This is a genomic window from Stenotrophomonas sp. NPDC077420 (assembly GCF_044543385.1).
In the GTDB taxonomy this organism is placed as follows: domain Bacteria; phylum Pseudomonadota; class Gammaproteobacteria; order Xanthomonadales; family Xanthomonadaceae; genus Stenotrophomonas.
Window position 1 is genome coordinate 36820 of sequence record NZ_JBITVZ010000012.1, and the last position, 22881, is coordinate 59700.

At 64.1% G+C, this 22881-nt stretch carries 22 protein-coding genes; 17 read left to right on the plus strand and 5 right to left on the minus strand.

Features of this window, described 5'->3' with window-relative positions; genetic code table 11:
* Positions 1 to 42 precede the first annotated feature (42 nt).
* Both ACIGII_RS12730 and ACIGII_RS12735 read left to right on the plus strand, forming a co-directional pair.
* Positions 43 to 2112: a tetratricopeptide repeat protein gene (locus tag ACIGII_RS12730; RefSeq protein ID WP_399638602.1), complete on the plus strand. Its 2070-nt coding sequence runs from the start codon at positions 43 to 45 to the stop codon at positions 2110 to 2112.
* Between the two features lie 10 nt (positions 2113 to 2122).
* The gene (locus ACIGII_RS12735; protein WP_399638604.1) at positions 2123 to 2734 is read left to right on the plus strand and encodes a YbhB/YbcL family Raf kinase inhibitor-like protein; all 612 of its coding nucleotides are present in this window, start codon (positions 2123 to 2125) and stop codon (positions 2732 to 2734) included.
* A gap of 100 nt (positions 2735 to 2834) precedes the next feature.
* Here ACIGII_RS12735 and ACIGII_RS12740 read toward each other — a convergent pair whose 3' ends face one another.
* Positions 2835 to 3677 carry an META domain-containing protein gene (locus ACIGII_RS12740; protein WP_399638606.1) on the minus strand — a complete coding sequence of 281 codons (843 nt, stop codon included), beginning with the start codon at positions 3675 to 3677 and terminating at the stop codon, positions 2835 to 2837.
* Between the two features lie 65 nt (positions 3678 to 3742).
* Entirely contained in the window at positions 3743 to 4537 is a 795-nt protein-coding gene (locus ACIGII_RS12745) for an undecaprenyl-diphosphate phosphatase (RefSeq protein WP_399638607.1), read from the minus strand.
* A gap of 281 nt (positions 4538 to 4818) precedes the next feature.
* Here ACIGII_RS12745 and glnA point away from each other — a divergent pair, with 281 nt between their 5' ends.
* From glnA to ACIGII_RS12810, 13 genes are all read left to right on the plus strand, one after another.
* Positions 4819 to 6228, plus strand: a complete 1410-nt coding sequence (gene glnA, locus ACIGII_RS12750) for a type I glutamate--ammonia ligase (RefSeq protein WP_399657539.1) — start codon at positions 4819 to 4821, stop codon at positions 6226 to 6228.
* Positions 6229 to 6651: 423 nt separating this feature from the next.
* Complete coding sequence (locus ACIGII_RS12755) at positions 6652 to 6990, plus strand: P-II family nitrogen regulator (protein ID WP_145480702.1); 339 nt, start codon at positions 6652 to 6654, stop codon at positions 6988 to 6990.
* Positions 6991 to 7008: 18 nt separating this feature from the next.
* Positions 7009 to 8442, plus strand: a complete 1434-nt coding sequence (locus tag ACIGII_RS12760; protein WP_399638611.1) for an ammonium transporter — start codon at positions 7009 to 7011, stop codon at positions 8440 to 8442.
* A gap of 264 nt (positions 8443 to 8706) precedes the next feature.
* The gene (locus ACIGII_RS12765; RefSeq protein ID WP_399638613.1) at positions 8707 to 9438 is read left to right on the plus strand and encodes a POTRA domain-containing protein; all 732 of its coding nucleotides are present in this window, start codon (positions 8707 to 8709) and stop codon (positions 9436 to 9438) included.
* On the plus strand, positions 9423 to 9593 hold the full coding sequence (locus ACIGII_RS12770) for a ShlB/FhaC/HecB family hemolysin secretion/activation protein (protein WP_399638615.1): 171 nt from the start codon (positions 9423 to 9425) through the stop codon (positions 9591 to 9593). Before ACIGII_RS12765 ends, ACIGII_RS12770 begins: the two co-directional genes overlap by 16 nt.
* Before the next feature lie 337 nt (positions 9594 to 9930).
* A complete protein-coding gene (locus ACIGII_RS12775) occupies positions 9931 to 10389 on the plus strand; it encodes a DUF6911 family protein (RefSeq protein ID WP_399638617.1) in 459 nt (152 codons plus the stop codon).
* A gap of 1162 nt (positions 10390 to 11551) precedes the next feature.
* The gene (locus tag ACIGII_RS12780; protein ID WP_399638619.1) at positions 11552 to 11785 is read left to right on the plus strand and encodes a hypothetical protein; all 234 of its coding nucleotides are present in this window, start codon (positions 11552 to 11554) and stop codon (positions 11783 to 11785) included.
* 98 nt (positions 11786 to 11883) lie between these two features.
* Entirely contained in the window at positions 11884 to 12399 is a 516-nt protein-coding gene (locus ACIGII_RS12785) for a hypothetical protein (RefSeq protein WP_399638620.1), read from the plus strand.
* A 95-nt stretch (positions 12400 to 12494) separates the two neighbouring features.
* The gene (locus ACIGII_RS12790; RefSeq protein ID WP_399638622.1) at positions 12495 to 12944 is read left to right on the plus strand and encodes a hypothetical protein; all 450 of its coding nucleotides are present in this window, start codon (positions 12495 to 12497) and stop codon (positions 12942 to 12944) included.
* Between the two features lie 114 nt (positions 12945 to 13058).
* Positions 13059 to 13799, plus strand: coding sequence for an N-acetylmuramoyl-L-alanine amidase (locus tag ACIGII_RS12795; protein ID WP_399638623.1), 741 nt, complete (start codon positions 13059 to 13061; stop codon positions 13797 to 13799).
* A 1-nt stretch (position 13800) separates the two neighbouring features.
* Positions 13801 to 14949: a murein transglycosylase A gene (locus ACIGII_RS12800; protein WP_399638625.1), complete on the plus strand. Its 1149-nt coding sequence runs from the start codon at positions 13801 to 13803 to the stop codon at positions 14947 to 14949.
* A gap of 10 nt (positions 14950 to 14959) precedes the next feature.
* Positions 14960 to 15502: a hypothetical protein gene (locus ACIGII_RS12805; protein WP_399638627.1), complete on the plus strand. Its 543-nt coding sequence runs from the start codon at positions 14960 to 14962 to the stop codon at positions 15500 to 15502.
* A gap of 90 nt (positions 15503 to 15592) precedes the next feature.
* Complete coding sequence (locus tag ACIGII_RS12810; RefSeq protein ID WP_399638629.1) at positions 15593 to 16528, plus strand: HAD family hydrolase; 936 nt, start codon at positions 15593 to 15595, stop codon at positions 16526 to 16528.
* Between the two features lie 5 nt (positions 16529 to 16533).
* Here the strand turns inward: ACIGII_RS12810 and ACIGII_RS12815 are convergent, their stop codons facing one another.
* Positions 16534 to 17508 carry a polysaccharide deacetylase family protein gene (locus tag ACIGII_RS12815; protein WP_399638631.1) on the minus strand — a complete coding sequence of 325 codons (975 nt, stop codon included), beginning with the start codon at positions 17506 to 17508 and terminating at the stop codon, positions 16534 to 16536.
* A gap of 200 nt (positions 17509 to 17708) precedes the next feature.
* Here ACIGII_RS12815 and ACIGII_RS12820 point away from each other — a divergent pair, with 200 nt between their 5' ends.
* Positions 17709 to 18731, plus strand: a complete 1023-nt coding sequence (locus ACIGII_RS12820) for a tetratricopeptide repeat protein (protein WP_399638632.1) — start codon at positions 17709 to 17711, stop codon at positions 18729 to 18731.
* 4 nt (positions 18732 to 18735) lie between these two features.
* Here ACIGII_RS12820 and ACIGII_RS12825 read toward each other — a convergent pair whose 3' ends face one another.
* Both ACIGII_RS12825 and ACIGII_RS12830 read right to left on the minus strand, forming a co-directional pair.
* Positions 18736 to 19680, minus strand: a complete 945-nt coding sequence (locus tag ACIGII_RS12825) for an NAD-dependent epimerase/dehydratase family protein (protein ID WP_399638634.1) — start codon at positions 19678 to 19680, stop codon at positions 18736 to 18738.
* Positions 19681 to 20421: 741 nt separating this feature from the next.
* Positions 20422 to 20742, minus strand: coding sequence for a hypothetical protein (locus ACIGII_RS12830; protein ID WP_399638636.1), 321 nt, complete (start codon positions 20740 to 20742; stop codon positions 20422 to 20424).
* A 777-nt stretch (positions 20743 to 21519) separates the two neighbouring features.
* Here ACIGII_RS12830 and ACIGII_RS12835 point away from each other — a divergent pair.
* On the plus strand, positions 21520 to 22878 hold the full coding sequence (locus ACIGII_RS12835) for a GlcNAc-transferase family protein (RefSeq protein ID WP_399638638.1): 1359 nt from the start codon (positions 21520 to 21522) through the stop codon (positions 22876 to 22878).
* Positions 22879 to 22881 lie beyond the last annotated feature (3 nt).

The window sequence follows — 22881 nt, forward strand, 5'->3', positions numbered from 1 at the left end:
CCGGTGTTCTACAATCAGGGTTTGACCCCACGCTGGACCGTCATGCAAGACACGATTCTCCAAGCCCTGCGCCGCAACGCAGCGGACGAAGCCGCGCAGCTGGCGCGCGAATGGATCCAGGCCGAGCCGGAGCAGCCGCAGGCGCACCGCCTGCTGGCGTTGGCGTTGCAGCAGCAGGGCCAGCATGATGCCGCACTGGCCAGCCTGCAGCGCGGGCTGGACCTGGCCCCGGACAGTGCCGAGATGCATCTGCAGCACGCCGGGCTGCTGCTGGCCCTGCGCCAGTTCGATGCGGCCACCGGCGCGCTGGACCGCACCGCCGCGCTCAACCCCAACGAGCTCTCGGCCTACCTGATGCAGGCCCACCTGGCGCTGTCGCGCAACGACGTGGACGAAGCCGAGAAGATCACCCGCACTGCGGCGCGGGTGGACGAAGACCATCCCGAAGTGATCGCGCTGGGCGGCATGGTCGCGCTGCGCCGAAACGATACCGACCGCGCCCTGGCGCTGCTGTCGGCGGCCAGCGAAGCGCTGCCCAACGACGCGCGCATCCTGTACGCGCTGGGCTTCGCTTACATGGGCAAGGACCTGCTGGCCTTCGCCGAACAGGCCTTCCGCCGCGTGCTGGAGATCAATCCCGGCATCACCTCGCTGCAGGGCCTGCTGGTGCAGCTGGCGTTGCGCCAGGGCAACATCGAATCGGCGGCCGCCACGGTGCGCCAGGTGCTGTCCCAGCCCGACACCGACACCCCGGCCATGCGCCGCCTGGCCGGTGAACTGGCCCTGCAGTCCGGCGAGCCGCTGCAGGCCATCGACCACCTGTTGCCGGTGCTGGAACAGTGGCCGGCCGACCGCCAGACCCTGCAGCTGCTGCTCATGGCATGGCAGCGCCTGGGCCGTGAGCAGCAGGCCCGCGACACCCTGGACGCCACCCTGGCCACCCATCCGGGCGAACACAACCTGTGGCTGGCGCGGTTGTCGGTCGAGCCGGTGGGCAGTGCCGACGCGGCTGCCGTCGCCGAGCGCTGGATGGAGGCCATGCCCGGCCACATGGCCGCGCTGGAAACCCGCATGCGCCTGCACGACATGAACGGCGAAGCCGAGGCCGCCGAAGCCATCGCGCGCCGCATCATCGCGCTGGAACCGGGCCGCGGCAGCGGGGAAATGCGCGTGGTCGATGCGCTGCTGGCGCGGGACCCGGCTGCCGCCGTGGCGCACGTCCAGCAGCTGGTCGAGCAGGCGCCGGCCGAAGGCAAGCCGGGCGTGCGCGCCTGGCTCGGGTCGGTGCAGGACCGCGCCGGGCAGTACGCCGCCGCGCTGGCCACCTGGACCAGCGTGCACGCCAGCGAGGCCGGCAACCGTCTGCCGCTGCCACCGCAGGCCAAGGCGCCGCTGAGCTGGCCGGACATGGGCGCAATTGCTGCGGACGTGGCGGCCCGCCCGATGTTCATCTGGGGCGCTCCCGGCTCGAACGTGGAGCGCGTGGTTGCGGCCATCGCGGCGGCGAGCCCGGTGGTGCGGGGCGATCGCTTCAGCCCGACCCCGCCCAACGATGCCTTCCAGAGCTACCACACGCTGCAGGACCTCTCCACCGGCAAGCTGGCGCCGGAACAGCTGGTGGCGCAGTGGCGCGCCGCACTGCCGGCACGTGGCCTGGCCGACGGCAACGTGATCGACTGGCTGCTGTGGTGGGACAACGCGCTGTTGTGGGCGCTGCGCCCGCAGCTGCCGGAGGGCCGCCTGCTGCTGGTGCTGCGCGATCCGCGCGACATGCTGCTGGAATGGCTGGCGCACGGCGCGCCGGCACCGTTCGCGGTCAATTCGGTGCATGAAGCGGCCGAATGGCTGGCCCGCGCGCTGGCGCAGATCGCCACGCTGCACGAGCAGGACCTGTACCCGCATGCGCTGGTGCGTATCGACGAGATCGGCAACGACCCGGCGGCCATGGCCGATCACCTGGGCCGCCTGTTCGGCGTGCAGTTCCCGCCGGCGCAGACGCTGGGCCCGGCGCGTCTGCCGCCCGGCCACTGGCGCCAGTACAGCGACGTGCTGGCGGCCGCATTCGCCCAGCTCACCCCGGTCGCAGTGCGGCTTGGCTATACCGAAGCGTAAGGAGACCTGCATGCAACTGACCAGCACCCGCCTGCGCAACGGCGCGCCCATCGACAGTACGTTCGCGGCCGGCGATGCCGATGGCTTCGCCGCCAACCGCAATCCGCCGCTGGCCTGGAGCGACGTGCCGCAGGGCACGCGCTCGTTCGCCCTGCTGTGCATCGACCCGGATGTGCCGACCGTGCCGGACACCGTGGGCCGCACCGACTGCAGCGTGCCCGCCGACCAGCCCCGTGCGGCGTTCACCCATTGGGCGATGGCCGATATTCCGGCCGACCTGCGCGAGATTGCCGAAGGCAGCTGCAGCGACGGCTTCGTTGCCAAGGGCAAGGCGCAGCCGTCCGGTCCGGCTGGCGCGCGCCAGGGCCTGAATGATTTCACCGGTTGGTTTGCCGGCAACCCGGAGATGGCCGGGCAGTACCTGGGCTACGACGGCCCGTACCCGCCGTTCAACGACGCGCGCGTGCACCGCTATTTCTTCCGGCTGTTCGCGCTGGACGTGGCCACGCTCGACCTGCCCGCGCCGTTCACCGCTGCCGACGTGTTCAAGGCGATGCACGGCCACGTGCTGGCTGAAGCCACGTTGCATGGCACCTACACGTTGAACCCGGCGCTGCGCTGACGGAAGGGGTACCGACCCACGGTCGGTACCTACCGTGTGCACCACCGCCCTGAATCCGGCAGGCACCCACCGTGGGTGGGTGCACACCGTCCGCGAAGGCTTACTGCTCGGTCGCCGACTCGACCACCATATCCAGCACATACGCCTTCGAAGAGGCATCGGCCGGCGGGTTGGCCACGTTGAAGCGCTTCACCCGCAGCACGTTGCGGGTGCCGGCTTCGTGGGTATAGCCCTCGATCACGTCGTAGAAGTTCTCGAACGCCCCCGGCGTGCCCTGCTTGATCCCGTTCTCGTCGAACTGGATCTCCCGGGTCTGCAGGCACTGCTTGTCGCGGATCATCGGGTGCGGGCACGGCTTGGTCTGCGCGGCCACTTCGATGAACACGGTCTCGCCCGGTCCGCCGAAGCGGGTTTCAGCCGTGGGCTGCGGGCTGAACACCAGCACGTCGCCGCTGGCGGTACGCAGGGTCAGTTGGCCGTCGGCGCCCAGTTCGGTCTTCGACGCGCCCTCCAGCCGCGAACCCACCGCCTGGTCCAGCGCCATCAGCGCCTTGTCGGTGCAGGCCATCATCGTCGAGGCCATCGGCGACACGGTCAGCGTGGCGTCGGCGAGCGTGTAGCCCCCGCCCATGCGGTTGCAGGTGTTGCTGACCGCCAGGCGACCGTCGATGAAGTCCAGCGTCACCGGCTTGTCGGCGCGCGCGAACAGCGCATCGATGCGCTTGCCGCTGGCGTCGGTGGCGCTGTCCAGCACCCAGTGGTTGCCCTGCAGGCGCTGCACATCCAGCTTGGCCACCGCCTTCTGGTCGGCAGCCGCGGTTGGCGCCGGGGCGAGGTCGTCGCGGCCGGACACGGCCGGGGCGTCCGTGGACGGGTTGCTGCACGCGGCGAGCACGGCCAGCGGCAGGATCAGCATCAGGTTGCGGGTACGTTTCATGGACATCTCCTTGGGAACCCGGGGAATAACGATGCAGCGCCCCGGATGGGGTTGCAGCGGCGGTGGGCCGTTCAGTTGCCGGCAGGCAGGAACAACAGCAGTCCCGCGCCCAGCGCGATGCGGTAGAACGCAAACGCGGTGAAGCGGTGTGCCTTGATATAGCCCAGCAACCACTTCACTACGACGAAGCCGGTGATGACCGCGGCAACGAACGCCACGCCGACATCGGTCCAGTTCTCGCTGGCCAGCCTGCCTTCCTTGGCCAGTTCCAGGAACGCGTAGCCACTGGCGGCGAACATGGTGGGAATGCCCACCAGGAACACGAATTCCGTGGCGGCCGCGCGCCGGCTCAGGCCGAACAGCATGGCGATGAAGATCGCCGCGGCCGAGCGTGAGGTGCCCGGGAACACTCCGGCCACCACCTGGGCCAGGCCGACCAGCACCGCCACCTTCCAGGTCACCTCGTCGCGGTCGGGCAGGCGCGCGGTGCGCGCTTCCACCAGGATCATCCAGATGCCGCCGATGATCAGCGCCCACGCCACCGGCGTCACCGTCTCCGGCAGTTCCCAGCCGGCCAGGCGAACGGGCAGGCCGACGATGGCGGTGACCAGGAACGCGGTGCCCAGCTTCAGCACGTAATCGCGGTTGGCGCGGTCGTGCAGGCCGGTGGCCAGGGCCCACAGGCGCTGGCGGAACACCAGGGTGATCGCGAGGATCGCACCGGCCTGGATCACGATGTTGAAGAAGTCCGAGCGGGCACCCAGCCAGTGCTGGGCGATCAGCAGGTGGCCCGTGCTGGAAATCGGCAGGAATTCGGTAAGGCCTTCAAGAATGCCCAACAACAGGGCGGAGAGCAGGTCGGACATCGAAACACTCGGTAGCGCCGGGCGCCGCCCGGCAGGGGTGGGTAACCGGGCGCTGCCCGGTCCGTGACTGGAACCGGGCCGCACCCGCAGCGGCAGTGATCATAAAACATCACCCGCCGCACCAAATGTGTGCGTGGTGCGGCGATTGCACCGATATGGTGCGCCCGGTTCAGCGTCCGGTCTGGTGCACGCCGTGTGAAATCAACCACTTGGCTGCCTGGAAAAGTTGGCACGGGGATTGCTGCATACACATAGGCAATTACCCATCCGAGGTTTCATCGATGTCCGTGGAAAATGTTGAGAAGCTGATCAAGGACAACCAGATCGAGTTCGTCGACCTGCGTTTTGTCGACATGCGTGGTGTGGAACAGCACGTCACGTTCCCGGCCAGCATCGTGGAACCGTCGCTGTTTGAAGAAGGCAAGATGTTCGACGGCAGCTCCATCGCCGGCTGGAAGGGCATTGCCGAATCGGACATGGTCCTGCTGCCCGACCCGTCCAGCGCCTACGTCGACCCGTTCTACCAGCACCCGACCCTGGTGATCACCTGCGACATCCTCGACCCGGCCACCATGCAGCCGTATGGCCGCTGCCCGCGCGGCATCGCCAAGCGCGCCGAAGCCTACCTGAAGTCCTCCGGCATCGCCGAGCAGGCCTTCTTCGGCCCGGAACCGGAGTTCTTCATCTTCGACTCGGTCCGTTTTGCCAACGACATGGGCAACACCTTCTTCAAGATTGAATCCGAAGAAGCGGCCTGGAGCACCGGCGACAAGTACGACGGCGCCAACAGCGGCTACCGTCCGGCAGTGAAGGGCGGCTACTTCCCGGTTCCGCCGACCGACTCGCTGCACGACCTGCGCGCTGAAATGTGCAAGACCCTGGAACAGGTCGGCATCGAAGTGGAAGTGCAGCACCACGAAGTGGCCACCGCCGGCCAGTGCGAGATCGGCACCAAGTTCAGCACCCTGGTGCAGAAGGCCGACGAACTGCTGCGCATGAAGCACGTCATCAAGAACGTGGCCCACCGCAACGGCAAGACCGCCACCTTCATGCCCAAGCCGATCGTCGGTGACAACGGCAGCGGCATGCACGTGCACCAGTCGCTGTCCAAGGGCGGCACCAATCTGTTCTCCGGCGACGGCTACGGCGGCCTGAGCCAGCTGGCGCTGTGGTACATCGGCGGCATCTTCAAGCACGCCAAGGCCATCAACGCCTTCGCCAACTCCGGTACCAACAGCTACAAGCGCCTGGTGCCGGGCTTCGAAGCCCCGGTCATGCTGGCCTACTCGGCCCGCAACCGCTCCGCCTCGTGCCGCATTCCGTGGGTGTCCAACCCGAAGGCGCGCCGCATCGAAATGCGCTTCCCCGATCCGATCCAGTCCGGCTACCTGACCTTCACCGTGCTGATGATGGCCGGCCTGGACGGCATCAAGAACCAGATCGACCCGGGCGCACCGAGCGACAAGGACCTGTACGACCTGCCGCCGGAAGAAGAGAAGCTGATCCCGCAGGTCTGCTCCAGCCTCGACCAGGCCCTGGAAGCGCTGGACAAGGACCGTGAGTTCCTCAAGGCCGGCGGCGTGATGACCGACGACTTCATCGACGGCTACATCGCGCTGAAGATGCAGGAAGTGACCCGCTTCCGTGCCGCCACCCATCCGCTCGAGTACCAGATGTACTACGCGGTCTGAGCAACAGGTGGCGATGCCGAAGGACTTCCCTCCCACCTTCTGCATCGCCACCGCTTCTGCACCAACGCGCCACGGCTGGGGAGCCACGACGCGGCACCACGCACCACGGGCAATCCGCACGCACCACGCGGCAATCCGCACGTACCACGCGGAAATCGCACGTACCACGCGCCAATCCGCACGTACCACGCGGAAATCGCACGTACCACCCGGTAGAGCCGACTGTCAGTCGGCTGCTCTTCGCGACAAAACCAGGGGAAAAGAGAGACCGGACGCGCAGCATGGGCCACACCTCCCTCCCGCGTCATCGCGGTCCATGCAACGTCCGGCGCAACGACCGGCGGCCATGTGCAAGTGGCCGCCGGTTGACCTGACATCGGCCTGCGTCTTCGGGCCGGTTCCATCCACCATCGGGACATGCGCATGAAATTGATCTCCGCCATCATCCGACCGTTCAAGCTCGACGAGGTCCGCGAGGCCCTCTCAGACGCGGGCGTGTCGGGCATCACCGTGACCGAAGTGAAAGGCTTCGGGCGCCAGAAGGGCCACACCGAGCTGTATCGCGGCGCCGAGTACGTCGTCGATTTCCTGCCCAAGATCAAGATCGAAACCGTGGTCACCGACGAACGCCTGGACGCCGTGGTTGAAGCGATCCAGACCGCCGCCGGCACCGGCAAGATCGGCGACGGCAAGATCTTCGTCACCGCCGTCGAACAGGTCATCCGCATCCGCACCGGCGAAATCGGCGCGGACGCGCTCTAACCCCACTCGGAGCCCACAATGAAGACTTCCTTGTTCACCGGGTGGCAGGCCCGGTTCCACGCGGTGTGCCTGTTGATGCTGTTCAGCGCGCTGGCCGTGGGTGCCTTCTCCGGCACCGCACATGCCCAGGCCCAGGTCAGCCCGGCACCGTCGGAAACCGTTGCCGTCGAACCGCTGCCCGGCCCGGAAACCACGGCACCGGCCGCCGCCGCGGAGGCTGCCGCGGCGCCCACCTTCGACCACGGCGATGTCGCCTGGATGCTCACCTCCACCCTGCTGGTGCTGCTGATGGTGGTGCCCGGGCTGGCCCTGTTCTACGGCGGCCTGGTGCGGTCCAAGAACGTGCTCTCGGTGCTCAGCCAGATCCTGGTGGTGTTCTCGCTGGTGCTGATCCTGTGGGTGGCCTACGGCTACAGCGCGGTGTTCAGCGAAGGCAACCAGTTCTTCGGTTCGTTCACCCAGTTCGCCTTCCTCAAGGGCTTTGCGCCCGATTCGGTAGGTAACACGCCGATCAAGGGCCTGCCGGACTACCTGTTCGTAGCGTTCCAGTCCACTTTCGCCGGTATCACCACCGCGCTGATCGTCGGTGCGTTCGCCGAGCGCATCAAGTTCAAGGCCGTGCTGCTGTTCTCGGCGCTGTGGTTCACCCTGAGCTACATCCCGATGGCCCACATCGTGTGGGGCGGCGGTTACCTGGGTGCGATGGGCGCGATCGACTTCGCCGGTGGCACCGTGGTGCACATCAACGCGGGCGTGGCCGGCCTGGTCGCCGCGTACTTCGTCGGCAAGCGCATCGGCTACGGCCAGACCGCCCTGAAGCCGCACAACGTGCCGTTCACCTACATCGGCGCGATGCTGCTGTGGGTGGGCTGGTTCGGCTTCAACGCCGGTTCGGCTGCTGCTGCCGACACCGTGGCATCGCTGGCCTTCATCAACACCATCCTCGCCACCGCCGCTGCGGTGCTGGGCTGGACCCTGGTCGAAGCAGTCAGCAAGGGCAAGCCGTCCGCGCTGGGCGCGGCGTCCGGCGCGGTCGCCGGCCTGGTCGGCATCACCCCGGCGTGCGGCACCGTGGGTCCGCTGGGCGCGATCGTGATCGGCCTGGTCACCGGCGTGGTCTGCGTGTGGGGCGTCACCGGCCTCAAGCGCCTGCTCAAGGTGGATGACACCGCCGACGTGTTCGGCGTGCACGGCGTGGGCGGCATTGTCGGCGCGCTGCTCACCGGTGTGTTCAGCGCGCAGTCGCTGGGCGGCACCAAGGCCGACCTCGACATCGGCCACCAGGTATGGGTGCAGCTGGTCAGCGTAGGCTTCACCATCGTCTGGTGCGCGGTCGTCACCGTGGCGATCCTGCTGGTGGTACGCATGGTCTTCGGCCTGCGCGTCGCCGAGGAAGCCGAGCGCACCGGCCTGGATGTCACCTCGCACGGCGAGTCCGCCTACGAGGTCTGATCGACTTCACAGTTTCTTCGGGGCTACACCATTGCGGTAACGCGCGTTAATCATTGACGTTGCGACCGGCGGTCTTCGGACCGCCGGTTTTTTTATGCCCGCGCACCGCCCGGGCGATGTCTCACTTTCACGCGCGATGCGTAGTTTTCCTACAAATGAAAGGGAGGATCCAGAGCTGTTTCGGATCGCAGGATTGCTTTAAAGTTCGCCGCCCGCCGGCCGTTTCAGGATCGGAGGCTTCAGAATCTTCTGCCAGGGAAGCGCGTGAACGTGGATCAGGGACGTATCGAACGCAGCCGTGCGCTGCGCTGGCAGTTGGCCGTGGCAATCGCCTGCCTGCCGGCTGCCGCCGGTGCACAGGTGGCGGGGCCGTCAGACCAGGAACTGCTGCGCCAGCAGGAGCGTGAGCGTGTGCTGCGCGAGCAGCAGGAAACCACGCCTGACGTGCGCCTGCAGGCAGCCCCGGAAGAAGCCGTCGGTCGCCTGCCGGTCGACGAATCGCCCTGTTTCACCATCAACCACATCGTGCTCGACGGTGAACTGGCCGAACGCTTCGGCTGGGCGCTGAATGCCGCCGATCCGCGCAACGACCGCGCCACCGGGCGCTGCCTCGGCACCGGTGGCGTGGACATCGTGATGAAGCGGGTGCAGAACGCGATCATCGCCCGCGGCTTCGTCACCACCCGCATCCTTGCCGCACCGCAGGACCTGAAGACCGGCACGCTCACGCTCACGGTGGTGCCCGGCCGCATCCACGCGGTCCGCCTTGCCACCGGCGAAGGACGCACCCCGGCGCTGTGGAACGCACTGGCGGTCGGCCCCGGCGACCTGCTCAACCTGCGCGACATCGAAAAGGCGCTGGAAAACCTGCAGCGCGTGCCGACCGCAACGGTGGACATCCAGATCGCACCGCCGCAGGAAGGCGAGCAGGCCCGGCCCGGTGAGAGCACCTGGTCATCAGCTGGAGCCAGCGCGCGCCCGTGCGCCTCAACCTGACCCTGGACGACGCCGGCAGCACCTCCACCGGCAAGCTGCAGGCCGGTGCCACGGTATCGCTGGACAACCTGGCCGGGATCAGCGACCTGTTCTATTTCAACGCCGGCAAATCCGTGTTCAACGGCAGCGCACGCGGCACCGACAGAGCACGATAGGAGGGCGAACGCTATTTGACACAAATCAGACAGCCAGGCCGTCAGAGCTGGCCGACGGAAGTAAGCGAACCCTAATTTCAGATACTGTTCCGCCCGGTGATCCAAACTCCACGATGGCAAATGCACATGCGGAGATCGGGCTGATCCAGCAGGCTTTCTATGTAGGGCTGACGCGGGGGCAGAACATGAGCATAGTCGTTCGAGGCGAGGCAGTCTGTTCCTGTTGCCAAAGCAACCTGTCGACGGCGGCAGAACGCTCTGGATTGAATAGCCTCCAGATTGTTGATACGGTGCGCGGTCGCCTATTCCTGTGGATTCGAGGAAGGGGTTGGGTCGAATGACAACTAACGTGGTTGATTCTGGGTTTGTCGTACAGCTGTGCGCCTACGACAGATCTGCGGGTAACGGTGCTACGGTGACCGAGAGGCCAGTGTGGAGTCGCATCGAATCGGCATTGCACCTGACATTCGAAAAGGGCGGATTCGTAGACCTGCGTGTCCTCACACCAGGCGCCGGATTGGTAAAGCAACTTACGATGAACTCGATTGGTGGGAAGTACAGACTTGTCGCATTGACACGATCAGCCGATCCTAAGCTGGACTTGCTCGAATGGTGGGAGCCGGAAGACCGGCCGTTCAGCGGCACAGAAAGGTTCGGCGATGATGAGTGGGACGCGAGGACCGTTAGCTCAAACATCTCTCACGCGTTGAGCTTGTTCCAGGAATTGTTTCAGAGTGGTGATTTGTCCGTAGAACTGAACGGGTTGCGATCACGGTGGAACAGAAAGCCTCGGTAGTGCCGACGTCCCCCCGACTTCAGTAGCGGGCGGGTTTAGAGTCCGTTGCTGATGTTATCTTTCCTCGCCGCCAACTGCGCGGCGTACTGGGCGGCGCGTGACGCTTGGAACAACATCTGGGCAAGCAGCACCTTCTGGATTGAACGGGCGCCCAGGCGACTTACAGCGTTTGCCACCATAGGTCTGCTCGCGGGCATCCTTTACTCTTTCATCTGGCCCAGCTTGCTACGAAAGCTGACAGCGGCCAAGGACAGGTAGAAGGGGTGGTCGAGTGACAGTAAGTATTTCGAGACTGGCGTGGCGGGTGGCAAGTTGGTGCCGCGGACGGCACCACCGCTGATCAGGGGATGTTGTGAAGACTCATGAGACCCCGGCTGTGCAGGCGCCTGCAATCATTGACTGAAGTAAAATTGTGTCTAGATCGTGGTGAATGGATTGCATGAGTCAGGAGCGTGATCATGGCAGGAGCGAAGTACAACCTGATTCACCTTGCGTACTTTTGCCTGTGGGCGCTCTGTGCGCTGGTCGAGCTACTTTCTGCCTATTCCCATTGGAATAGGGGCTCGAGATTGATGCCTCAACTTCTTTTGGGACCTTGCGGCGACTGGGTCCGGCTTGCCGTCGTCGTGTCATTTCTGTCTCTTCCAGTCCTTCTCTGCGTTCTCGTCGCTCGTTTGCGCCACTGGAAATGGACTAGGCTCTTGGAGGTCTTCCTGGCGATCGTTGTCGTTGCCCTATTCCTATACAACATGTCTTTCATAAGTTCTTAGTTCCCAACGCCTGATCATCTCCAACCGTCGAGGAAGCTTGGTCATCAGGTTAGGGCGCTCGCAGCGGAGATCGTGCTGGACCCCTTTGCTGGTGGTAAGCGCTTGTTGGATGTATCCGAGGCGTTGATCGATATGAAAGAGCTCGCGGAGATTATTGGTCTAGCGAAAGAGGCCTTCAAGAATTCAAGCCTTTAGCTGAATCTGGAACTACGCGATACGTCCGTGGAGGAGACTTGCCCCTGGGTTTTCCGGATCGTGGCGCAGGCTCCGGGATCGGATTTGCAGCGAAAGGCGCTAGCGCTCGTCTAAAGTTCCGCGCCCACAGGCCGCTCAATGATCAATGTGCCCGAAATCGCGAGCGCGCCAATTTTCCATCTTGGAGTTTTGTAGTAATGAATGGAACGGTTCTTCCTGCGTGGTTGCATTCAATCGTATTTGCGGTGTTATCGGCCTACATGTTCATGCTTTGGGCTGGATTGAAGCGCGACTCCCTGAGTGAGGCACAGAAGCGTCTGGTTGAACGCATCGAAGTTCTTCGGTCGCCGGGCGCCGCGTTGTCTGGGGGCTTCCTGTTCCTGGCGCTGGCAGTAGGCAATGCCGTTTGGGCTTATGGATACCGGTGGTGACCGGTGCCAGCGACGCTCCGCACGTGTGTACATGTCCGACCATGCCAAAGCTCCCGCACCGCAACTTCACCAATGACGGATCCACGATGAAACATGGAATGTACACCTCAGCCGCAATCATGCTCCTCTCCATGGCGGGCACTTCGGTGGCGTTTGCCGAATGTCAGTCGGAAACAAAGGAACTGGAGGGCTCACCCACTACGGCTGAGGTGTGCATCGCTTCTGCAGGGATGTTCAAACCCAACAAGGTGACCGCGAGCATCAACGGGAAGGCCGTGTTCAGCGGTACAGACTACACGGATGTGGTTTTCGATGGCCGATATGAGCGTAGGCTGCTGAGTGGCGGTTGCAACGAGATCGTGTCCATCCTGGACATGGCCACGATGAAGAACGCACCCATCGCGGGCCTGCCTGAGAGTCTGGTGTCTGATTGCCATATCGCAGCGGACGCGGATGGCCATGCCTTGCCGTTTGAGAAGGACGCGACCTGCAACAAGACCTTCTCCACCTCGCTCGGTCCGTTGCTCGGCAAGCTGATGCCTGCCGCCAACGCCAAACGGTGCACCATCCTGGTTGACGGGGTTGAGATTCTGAAGAAGGAATTCATGCTATAGGCGTGGCGCCTGACCGCCTGCTGGCAAGCGGAGCGTCCATCAAGCGTTCAGAACCTGGCCATGAACCACCCGCTGAAGGAAGGTAAGGTCTGTCAATGAGCACCTGGAACTGGGCCGCAAGAATGATTGCGGTACCCGTCAGTACGGCGGTCGCCGGAAGCGTCGTCTTTCTGGCACCGTGGCTGTATGCCGCGAACATCGCGCTGGATGACGCCTTGGAGGTGTTGCCATTCTTCCTCATCGTAGGCGCCGTGATCGGTTTGATCGTGGGATGCCCGCTGGTGTGCCTGATCGATGGGATGTTCGAGCGGTGTCGGTTTCGACACGTGATTTTTGGCGCTGTCGGCGCCGTATTGGGCTGGCTCCTGATGGAGGGCGCATTTGCCGGTGGCGCGTGGGACGCCATCTGGTCCAGCCGGACGTTCTGGATGACCTGGGCACCCAGAAGGATCGTCGTCTTCTCGATCATCGGGCTCATGAGTGGTCTGCTCTACACGGGAATGGTCTCGCTCATTGATCGCGCCATACCCCGCGAGCGCTGGTAAACCTGGGCCTTGCGTGATTGCGATGCCTCTGCAGCTCAGCGGTTGCTTGATCACTGGCAGCCACGCAGGGCGTGGCTCTACGCATGGCGGCGCCGAATGACGCACAATCAGGCCATGCGCCGATTCCGACTCCCGCTCGTGCTGTTCGCCACCGCCCTGCTCGCCGGGTGCGCCAGCACCGACGTACGCAGCCCGCTGGCCACCTGGGTGCCGTCGCCAAACCACAACATGCGCAGCCCGGTCATCATCGTGCTGCACCACACCGACCAGGACAGCGTGCAGCAGAGCCTTCAGACCCTGCGCACCGCCAATAGCGGTGGGCGGGTCAGTTCGCACTACCTGGTGGGCGCGGAGGGTCATATCTACCAGCTGGTGGCCGACAACCGCCGCGCGTGGCACGCCGGTGGCGGCCGTTGGGGCACCATTACCGACCTCAATTCGGCGTCGATCGGCATCGAGATCGACAACAACGGCAGCACTCCGTTCGCCCCGGCGCAGATTACCGCGCTGATCCGGCTGCTGGGCGACCTGTGTACCCGACTGGATATCCCGCGCAGCCAGGTCATCGCGCACGCCGACCTGGCCCCGTCGCGCAAGCAGGATCCCAGCCGCTATTTCCCGTGGCAGCAACTGGCCGAGGCAGGCTTCGGCCTGTGGCCGCGTGCCAGCGACGGACCCGCGCCGGAAGGCTTCGACCCCTGGCTGGGCCTGCAGGCGTTCGGGTACGCGCTGGACGACCGCGCCGCTGCCGCGGGCGCCTTCCACCGCCGCTTCCGCGGGCGCGACGACCTGCCGCCCACGCTCGATGCCGAAGACGCCCGCATCCTGTATTCGCTGCTGCAACAGACCCGGTGACATGACCCGACACTCTGCGCTCGCCCTCCTGGGCCTTTCCCTCCTGACCGCGTGCAGCGTCAGCCCGCCGAAGCCCGACGCCCCGGCCGCCCGCGTCACCCCCACCTACGCGAAGTCCGACTGGGCCGCACTTCCTGCCGTCAGCGACAGCGACCTGCAGGCGGGCTTCGCTGCCTGGCGCAGCGCCTGCCCGCGCCTGAAGAGCGATGCGGTGTGGGCAGCGCCCTGCGCGGCGGCGGCGGGTGTGGCAACTACCCCCACTGCCATCCGCCAGTTCCTGCAGGACACGCTGCAGGTGTACGCCCTGCGCGCCGGAGGCCACCGTGCCGATGGCCTCATCACCGGCTACTACGAGCCGGTCTACCCCGGCAGCCTGACCCGCACCGCCAAGGCCACCGTGCCGGTCTACGGCGTGCCGACCGACATGGTCAGCGTGCAGCTCGATAGCCTGTACCCCGAACTCAAGGGCAAGCGTCTGCGCGGCCGCGTGGAAGGGCGCGTGCTTCGCCCGTACGACGACGCCGCGACGATCAGCGCCAAGGGCGTCAACGCACCGGTGCTGGCCTGGCTGACCCACCCGATGGACCTGCAGTTCCTGCAGATCCAGGGCTCGGGCCGCATCCGGCTGGACGACGGCCGCCAGCTGCGTATCGCCTACGCCGACCAGAACGGCCACCCCTACCGCCCGATCGGCCGCTGGCTGGTGGAGCAGGGTGAGCTGAAGAAGGAAGACGTCACCATGGACGCCATCCGCAGCTGGGCCAACGCGCACCCGGCCCGCATTCCCGAGCTGCTGGCCAGCAACCCCAGCTACGTGTTCTTCAGCAAAGGTCCGGACGGCAACGAAGGCCCGCGCGGTTCGTTGAACGTGCCACTCACCGCCGGCTACAGCGTGGCGGTGGACCGCACCGTGGTGCCGCTGGGCAGCCTGCTGTGGCTGTCCACCACGCGCCCGGACGGCAGCCCGGTGGTACGCCCGGTGGCCGCGCAGGATACCGGCGGCGCCATTGCCGGCGAAGTGCGGGCTGACCTGTACTGGGGCACCGGCGACGCCGCCGGCAAGCTGGCGGGGGACATGAAGCAGAAGGGCAACCTGTGGCTGCTGTGGCCCAAGGGTGCGGCCCTGCCCAGCAACCCTCCCGGCGGCTGAGGACCCACCCATGGCGATCTTCTACGTGGTGGTCGGCGTGATGGTGCTGGAGATCATCCTGGCGCTGACCTGGAATCCGCTTTATTTCGTCACCGGCATCCGCCTGTTCAACGAGCGCATTCCCGCCAACGCCGCCATGCGCGAGAGGCTGGTGCTGAACTGCCTGGAGCGCGATGTCGCCACCCAGAAGTGGCTGCCGCTGGTCTTCCGCGCGCTTCCCGACGGCCGCATGGCCTTCCGCGAGAGCTTCGGCATGAACGTCACCGGGCGCTATTACCCGGTGATGCGTGGTCTGGTAGTGGTGGATGCCAAGCGCAACCAGGTCCGCGTGGAAGGCATCTGCAACTGGATGACGCTGGCCATTGGCGCGCTGTGCGTGGCGATGCCCCTGGTAGTCACGGCCGCCTGGCCGATGCTGATGATGCTGGGTCTGTTTGTCGGCTGCTACCTCTTCCAGCGCCGGCGCTACCACGGCGTGGCTGAAGCGCTGCGCGAACAGATGCGGGTGGAGCTGCCGGAAGCGATCATGGCGTTGAGGCGCCGCACCCAGTAAAACTACTGCGCCCCACGCAGTGATTCTGCGCAGGTAGCCGCCGCGCGCGAAGGCTAGCATTCCAGCTTCAAGCCCCGTCGAGTCATATCCATGCACGAAGGACTGCTCAGAAGCTGGAACGCCGGCGCCACGCGCCAGGCCATCATCGCCTTCGTCGCACGGGTCACCCTGGAGGACGGCCCCGACTACGTGCCGCCGGCCGCACGGATTGCCGTGTTCGACAACGACGGCTGCCTGTGGTGCGAGAAACCCATGCCGATCCAGGCCGACTTCCTGCTGCGCCGCATCGCCGAACAGGCCCAGGCAGACCCGTCGCTGCGCGACCGGCAGCCTTGGAAGGCGGTGCATGAAAAGGACCAGGCGTGGCTGGGAAACGTCATCACCAAGCATTATGAAGGCGATGACACCATGCTCAAGGAAATGGGCGCCGGCCTGCTTTCGGCCTATGCCGAGGACGAAGTGGAGGATTTCGCCGGCAAGGCCGAACAGTTCCTGCGCAGCGCGCACAATCCGGTGCTGAAACGCCCCTACCTCAAGACGGCCTACGCGCCCATGCGGGAGCTGTTGCATTACCTGGAAGCCAACCAGTTCACCAACTACATCGTGTCCGGCGGCGGGCGCGATTTCATGCGGCCGATCACCCAGGAGTTGTACGGCGTTCCGCCCGAGCGCGTGGTGGGTACCAGCGTCGCGCTTCAGTACCGCGAAGAAGACGGCATCGGCACGCTGGTCCACACCTCCAAACTGGAGGTGTTCGACGACGGCCCGACCAAAGTGGTGCGGATATGGAGCCGCATCGGCGCGCGCCCGATCTTTGCCGCCGGCAACTCCAACGGCGACATCCAGATGCTGCAGTTCGCCACCCAGGGCAAGCGCGCGTCCCTGGCACTGCTGGTTACCCATGACGATGACCAGCGCGATATCGCCTACACCTCCGGCGCCCAGAAGGCAGTGGCGATGGCCGCCGAACACGGGTGGCCGCTGGTGAGCGTGCGCGAGGACTGGTCGCGCGTGTTCGTCGATTAGCGTGCTTACTCGGAGTCCTGGCCCGCCAGCTTCATCACCCACGCAGGCACGACCGGCTCGCCCTGGTAGAACGTCTTGGGCATCTTCTCGGCCATGGCCCAGCGCTGGATCCAGCTGATGCCTGCCCCGCCGTTGTAGCCTTCGGCGCGCAGGTAGGCCGGGTCTTCCATCGCGTTTTCAAGCGTGATGAATCGATACCCCCGGCGCCGGGTCGCCGCTACCAGTTCCTCCACGCTGTCTGCATTCAGCGCGTTGGCATGGATCAACCACACCTGCGCCGGCAGCCTGCCGAGCAACTGCTGCGAGCGCTGCTCGTAGTAGTCCAGCTTGTTGAGCATGTAGGGGATGTAGCCGCGGCGCAGCTGGCGCAGGCGCGCCTCACGTTCGGTGGGGTCGGTTTCGGTATCGCGCACCTGGTCGTACGCGAACGCCCAGATCCATTCCGCGTTGTCCACGGTCACCGGTGCGATGCGGTAGTCGTGCTGCTGCAGGAATGTCGCCAGTTCGGCACGTGCTTCCGGCGACCTTCCCGCCTGCAGGTAGGGGTGCCGGAACCAGCGCAGGGTCTGCCCGGTCTCGGCGAGCAACGGGCGCAGGATGACTTCGCCGCGCAGGATGTCCTGCTCGTAGGCGTCCAACGGCACCGCATGCATGGAGACATGGCTGAAGGTGTGGTTGCCCAGCGCGAAGCCGGCGTCACGCCAGTCGCGAAGCATCTGCACCCGATCCGGCTGCACCTGGCCGTCGACCTCCAGCTTGCCTTCGTTGACGAAGGCCACGATGGGTACGCCGGTCTGCTTGAGGGCACCGATCAGGCGTGCATGCTGGCCGTGCAGGTCCGCCTCGGCGCGTTCGCCGAGCCGCTGCCAGGGCAGGTCGTCGATGGTGAGTGCGATGCGTCGGTCCGGCTCGCTGGCCTGTGCAATTCCTGCCACGCAGAACAAGGCCAGGACGCCCCACCGAAGTATTCCCTTACCCACGCTCCACCTCCGTCGCGATGATCGTGAAGTATAGGGCGCATCGCTTCGCCGATGGCCTCAAGCGCGCCCGCAGGCGGCCGAAATCAAGGTGGTATCCTCGCCGACGCTGGCGCGGCTGCCGCTGGGCACGATTGCCGTGCATGCAGGGTCTTGGAGCCTGGTCGATCCAGGCGTGGCGCACTGATTGGAGCAGGTGGAGAATGAAGAAGTCCATGGAAGGGTCGATTCGACTGGGTCGCGTGATGCTCTGTCTCGGAATGGCGGTAGCCGCATGCAGCGCCCCCGCGGTGGCCGATGACGCGGCGACGTCGCTGGACGTGCTGAAGGCAGAAGCAAAGGCAGGCAGCGCGAAAGCGGAAAAGGACCTGGGCGACAGGTATCTGAGCGGCGCGGGTGTGCGCAGGGATGAGGCCAAGGCCGCCGGCTGGTATCGCAAGGCGGCGGACCAGGGCTACGCGCCTGCGCAATCGGAGTTGGGTGCGCTGTACCTGCGCGGCATCGGCGTGCCCAAGGATCCCGCCCAAGCCGTCATCTGGGTGCGCAAGGCGGCCGAGCAGGGCAGTGCCGTGGCGCAGGCCGATCTGGGAATGATGTATCTGCAGGCGCTGGGCGTGCCAGCGGACAATGCGCAGGCCCTGCTGTGGACCCGAAAGTCGGCCGATCAGGGATCGCCCGCCGGGCAGCACAACCTGGCCAGTCTGTATGAGCGCGGTGGCGCCGGACTGGCCAAGGACAAGGACGAGGCCGTGCGCTGGTACGCCAAGGCGGCGGTTCAGGACGGCGCGCAACTGGGGGTCAGGCAGTCGCGCATGGCGTTGTGCCTGTCCGGAGGCGACAACAAGGGCTGGTGTTCCGAGGTGGACAGCCCTGGCGCATACGGTCCACTGGCCGATCTGGCAGCAGCGGCCGAGGGCGGCGACAGCGCGGCCCTGAGTCGGCTGGGTGACATCCATCGCCTCGGCATCGGTGTGCAGAAGGACGATGTGCAGGCATTCGAGTGGTACCGCAAGGCGGCAACGTCCGGCTACGCGCCGGCGCAGACCTGGCTGGCAGCCTTGTACGACGCCGGCGTCGGCGTGCCCAAGGATGGCGACAAGGCGATCGCCTGGTACTGCGAGGCGGCGGCGCAGGGAAACCGCCGTGCGCAGACCAATCTGGAGATCATGCGCACGTACGGGTTGTTCAACCCGGACGAGTGTCCGGCACGTAGGGCGCTGCGGTAACCACCTAATCAGCGCGCTCGCATTCGAGAGCACTGCTGACGATGGTAAGGAATGTGTCCTCGCTTGGAAACCAGCCAAGAGTCTCCCGAATCCTCCGGTTGCTCGACACCATGAAGGGCATATCCTCAAGCCGGCTGGGAAAAAATCGCGCTTGTACCAGCACCCCGGATTCGTCCCCGACAACGCGCAGAACCTCACGAACCGAGTGGCCATGTCCGCTACCGCAGTTGAGTACCTCTGAGCGACCTCCCGCGTCAAGATAGGAAACCGCATTGACGTAAGCTCTCGCGACGTCATCTACATGTACGTAGTCCCTGACACACGTTCCGTCCCGGGTGGCAAAGCTAGAGCCATACACAGGAACGTAAGTTCTTCTGCCGACGGCTACCTGACACGCCATATTGATTAAACGGGTCGGATCTCCCGCCGAGCCGGAGAAGCGGCCACCACGGTACGCGCCGGCCACATTGAAGCACCTCATCAGGACACATCTTAATCCGGCTGTCCGTGAAAGGCTCAACAGCAGCTGCTCCAGCGCAAGTTTTTCGAGACCATAGGTGCTTTGAGGTTTAGGCGCACACGTTTCATCCACGCTGTCCCCAAGCCGGGATGAGCCGTACACCGCGCACGACGATGTAAATACAAACTTCGAAACGCCAGCCTTCACGAAGCATGCGAGCGCTGCTGCAGTGGAAGACATTCGCTGGATGGGATGATGGCTTGCCGCTGCGTGGATGATTGTGTCAACCCCATGTTCGGCGATGATGCTGCCTACCAGTGCCGTATCGAAGAGGTCACCCACGTAGTGCCGGGGATCGGCCGTCTGACGATGAGTCCGCGTGCTCAAATCATCAAGTACCACCACGTCGCGGCCTGCAACCAGTAGCCGATGGGCGACGTGGCTGCCAATGTAGCCCGCCCCACCGGCCACAAGGACAGGGCCTGTCATGATCGAACGCCCGCGCCTATCGACTGGTGAAGAGAGCCGCGACAGCCGGATCTGTCGAGAACACGAACCTCTGCTGCAACTGATCCCCGACCGGTTCATAGCTGTGGACTGCACCGTATCTCCGAGCGGCAGGATCCGTGACCAGGCGACGACTCCAGGCTTCATGGTCTGCCTGAGAAAGGGATGTAACCGCGCCAATGCAAAGGCTTAGACCGCAGGTCAGTTCCTCCACTACGCCAAGCTCACCAACTGCGCGCTCCAACACCTCTCTATGATGGCTGGCGAGCTGCTGCGCTTCAACGTTTAGGCTCTCCTCGCCCCGCATCCTCTCCACTGCGCTCGAGAACAGTGCATTGTCTTCCAATACTTCGTGAGACAGATCGACTGAGATAGAATTCTGAACAATCAACTCCGACTCCGTGTTGAGAAAAGGAGACGCTGCAGGATTTTCCGTTCCCTGGTCGGAAGCCGGGATTCGACGATTTTTCGGTCCTGCGATTGGATCAGTGCCGGTATGGGTCGCAGATCGTTCCTGTGTTACGTCCTTCCGAACTTCTGTCGCCACGCGCGTGGTGTCCAGATCAGTACTTACTGTGTCTGCTGAACAGCCAATACACTGCAGAGCAACTGCGACAGCAGTGCTACGGACTAGACACTTGATCATTTGAAGAACCTTGATTGCGAGACGGGGTATGAATTCGGGTGGTACATGCAGCAGCGGGCTCTATGTTCATCCATCAACTATTTGTCACGCCTGGGTGGAAGAACAATCGCGTTAATGGAGGGGTCGGCTGAGAACAGGAACCGATTCTGAATTCGGTCACCATTGACTTCAAATACATCGAAGGTCACATGTCTTGCAGCGTCAGCATCCTCGTGCAGTCGCTCAGCCCACGCGTCGCGATCCGCCCGTGACTGGGAAGACACCGAGCCCATGCAGAGGCTCATGCCGCAGGCAAGATTCTGGACTATGCCTTGTGCTCCCACAGCACGTTCGAGCGCATTCCTGTAGAGCTTGGCGAGATCTTGCGCGTCAGTGCTCTTCCTCTCGTCTTCGCTCATCCTCTGAAGTGCGTCAGAGAACAACTCTCTGGACTCAAGAATCAGGTCAGCGTGCTCGGATGAAATGCCACCTCGATCGATGAATTCGGATTCGGTTGCAAGCTGCGATGAATCCTTTGGATACGCTGTCTCTGCGCCAAAAGCCCGCGTAGGTCGATCCGAAACAGTGGAAAGGGATACTGACCCGCTTAGCCGAGCCAACGTCTCCCCAGGAGCCGCAGCGATCGCTCGGCGTTGTGTGGCACGTTGACCGGGGCTGTCCGTGCCCGTAGCGTCGGGCGCGCAGCCGATGCATTGCATCACCACCGCGACCAATGCGCACTTGGATGGCCAGTTGATCATTCCTTTTCCTTTGTGAACGCGGAACGATGTGGCCTATTCAATGAGAGGTCTCGCAGTCCACCTGATTGCAATCTGGCGGCGGTGTGGACGAGAACGGTCGTCGGCTCACCGGATACCCGGCAGCGTCCACAACGTGGTTGGTTCCGGGTTGGATCATGCACCAGGATCTACAGAAGTATTTGTAGCCGTTGTGGACCATCGTGCGCGCCGCACCAGCGTCTGCGGCGGCAACAGCTATGCCCGTGCCTAGCAGAATCGTACTTAAAACGCGTGCGCTCATGCAGTTCTCCCATTCCCTGGCGGTACTGCCAGTAAAAAGAGATGGTGCGGCTGCAGATGGAATTACTCTCTAGTGATTTTCCTATATTCGTAGGGCTTGAGAATTGTGTGCTTGACGTCGCAGATCTCGCACGGTCACAGCCGCACAATCTCCAAATGAATGTCCAGCGCCGTGTCTTTGTTCAAATTCCAAGTTACAGGGATCCGCAACTCATCCCGACGTTGATTGACCTGATCGAGAACGCGTCGGCACCAGGCGCTATTCGTGTTGTGGTGTGCTGGCAGCACGGTCCGGATGAAGACCTTGCAGCATTCACGGCGTGCGGATTCAGACTGGGATCAACAGACGCCATCCACGGCCATTTGGTTCATTCGCTGGAGCTTCGCGGCGTCGCTGTTGAATTGATTGATATCGCGTTCGAGAACGCAGAAGGGGCAGGTTGGGCGCGGAGCGTCGCCCAGCAGCGGTACCAAGGCGAGGCATACAACCTTCAGATCGACGCGCATCACCGGTTCGTCAAGGCATGGGACAGGGAGATGATAGGCATGCTGGAGTCGCTCATGTCGATTTCCACCAAGCCACTATTGACGGGTCACCCACCTGCGTTCTGGCCGGAGACTTATCCTGCGGGCCGTCAGGAGCAACCGACGATAATGTATGTAGCCAACTTCTCGGCACTGGGGATCGTGCGATTCATGGCCAAGCTAGTTGCTCCCGCGTCGTTACGATCGCGACCATGGCGTGCCCGGTTCATGAGTGGTGGATTCGTTTTCTCGCCGGGCTCTTTCATCAGAGAGGTTGCGCAGGACCCCAGCCACTACTTTGCGACGGAGGAGGTGATCATGACGGTAAGGGCGTATACCCACGGCTACGACATGTTCCATGCGGACAGGGTGCTGTTGTGGCACTACTACGGCAACCGATCGCCAAAGGTGTGGGAAGACCACGCGGACGATCAGGCGAGTAGTCCACCTCCCGCCAGGACAGTGGATGAAAGAGTCCTCGGTTCGGCGCGGCGTGCGAGGTCGTTGCTGGGTCTGGATTCAGATAGTGATGGTAGGCACGATACGTCCTTCGGACTCGGCACGGTTCGCACGCTGCAGGAGTACGAGCGGTATGCCGGAGTGAGCTTTTCCCTGCGCGGCGTACACGAGAGCACCACGGCGGGTGGGGAACCGGATGAATCGCTGCTGGATGTTGATGGGGCGGATTGGGAGATGAGACTGGTCTGTCGGCGGCGAATACGTGTGGTCGTCTCGTTCGACCCAACCGAGGAAATTCAGCTCTATTCCGCATACGTTGCCATGAGGACCGCGTGTGGCGAGGTCGTAGTGGTCAAGGATCTCTCTGGGCAGGAGATCATAGCGCTCCTTGCGAGCGGTACACTGGCATTCGTGTACGAGCATTCCTCAAATCCCAAGGGGCTCCCTGCTGCATTCGGTGTGGAGGCCGCTACCAACTACCCCGATGCGGAGCGGTTCTTCTCCGTGATCGCGCAGGACATACTGGATTGAGCA